This window comes from Microcoleus sp. Pol7_A1, assembly GCF_036701085.1.
GTDB classification, from domain to species: domain Bacteria; phylum Cyanobacteriota; class Cyanobacteriia; order Cyanobacteriales; family Microcoleaceae; genus Microcoleus; species Microcoleus asticus.
The window spans coordinates 1-1,642 of sequence record NZ_JAUBQD010000155.1 but is presented as its reverse complement, the minus strand read 5'-3'; the positions used below and the strand labels follow the sequence as shown (position 1 = coordinate 1,642).

At 40.0% G+C, this 1,642-nt stretch carries 2 protein-coding genes; one reads left to right on the top strand and one right to left on the bottom strand.

Going from position 1 to position 1,642, the window contains the following annotated elements:
* The first annotated feature begins 165 nt into the window (after positions 1–165).
* Positions 166–546, top strand: coding sequence for a transposase (locus tag QUA20_RS31690; protein WP_333194306.1), 381 nt, complete (start codon positions 166–168; stop codon positions 544–546).
* A gap of 350 nt (positions 547–896) precedes the next feature.
* On the opposite strand, the gene QUA20_RS31685 is transcribed toward QUA20_RS31690, so the two are convergent.
* On the bottom strand, positions 897–1,094 hold the full coding sequence (locus QUA20_RS31685; RefSeq protein ID WP_333194304.1) for a hypothetical protein: 198 nt from the start codon (positions 1,092–1,094) through the stop codon (positions 897–899).
* Between the last annotated feature and the right edge of the window lie 548 nt (positions 1,095–1,642).

Here is a 1,642-nt window from a genome sequence, read left to right as displayed (position 1 = left end):
CTTACTTAAATGGCTTAATTGGTAAGCGAAGAAATGTTTGAGTATAAATACTCATCGCAAAAGTGACACGCTCCCTAGAGGTCTGGTCTTTCGACGAACATAGAGTAGGACTCAAGCCGATTATCCGTAAAGTATGGGCGCCAATTGGAGAAAGACCTCAACTGAGTGGTTGAACACCGTTACGAATGGGTATATCTGTACGGATTTGTCAATCCTCCAACCGGAAAAACCGAATGGTTTATCATTCCGATAGTTAACATAGAATGGTTAAATCTAGTATTAGAACAGTTTGCTTTACAAACGGGAGCGGGACAATCCAAAACTATCTTGTTAGTCATGGACAGAGCCGGCTGGCATATAAGCGAGCGAGTGGTTGTTCCATCAGGAATTCATGTAGAATATTTACCACCTTACTCTCCAGAACAACAGCGGGCCGAAAGGTTGTGGTCTGTAGCTGATGAACCATTAGTCAATAAAAGTTTCGAGCGGATACAAGACTTGGAAGCAGTTCTGGAAGAACTTGTCAAATTTTATCGACAACTATGACAGAACCAATCAAAAATCTTACCCATTATTATTGGTGGTCCAATAACTGATCGCCAAGAGCAGCATAGCTGGTAATTTTTGGGCATTCTTATCTAAATAAGCACCAACGAGGTCGCGCCAGCTTGTCGAGCGAATAGATTCACTTGTTTACTAATTTTTGAGGGGCTATATTTATTGAAATTAGTGACAGTTTTTCTGCAAAATTTACCCCAATGTTTGGTTTTTATAAGAACACTTAGGGTCAAGTTTTTTGGGATTCTTATAAAGGGGGTAACTAACCCGGATTTGGTATAATTTGACATAACAGAGCAAAAAAAGAATTACTATCCATTTTTATTCTACTTAATTTACTACTTTTTTTCGTAAACAAATCGGTGCTTTTTTGTTTTGAGATTGTCCGGGGGTGGGTTATCTTTTTGCCCGTTTGCGCCCCGGACTGTGAGGGTATCGCCGTCGCCGACGCTAACTACCTGAGCATTAAGAAATTGATTGTTTGGCGATTGAGAAACTTGAGCCGTAATTGTCGAGACGATCGGAACGATAAACATTAATGTTAGAGTCCGTTAGTGTTTGCTAGGTGCTTAATTGCTGTCTTTGCTGCGGTGCTTGGGGCTTCGGGCGATCGAGTTCTCCCGTTTTTTACTGCGCAACACTTCGCATCTTCCACGGCTTAAGCCGACTCAAAAGTCTAAATATTTGCTTAAACTATAACCAAACACAACAAAATATAACTTTTACAACTTGAGCGAACTGCTCAAAATCTGTGCGCGATAGTTGCGGCCGATGGGTCTATCAGTCAAGAAAAATCAACGTAAACCAAGAAAATCACAATAAGTCAAAAAAATCACAATAAGTCAAGAAAAGTCAACCAAAACCAAGAAAATCACAATAAGTCAAGGAAAGTCAACCAAAAGCACGGTTTATCTACTGGTAAACCGAAAATAAATTATGGGCGATCGAGCTACCACATCAAGCCGATCGCCCGTTTTGCGATTTTTAGATTTTAGATTTTGGATTAGATACAGCACTTCCGGATGTTATGAGGTACAGTAGCAGCAATTAGTAAACCAGTTTTTGAGATGTTTGGGATTCATTA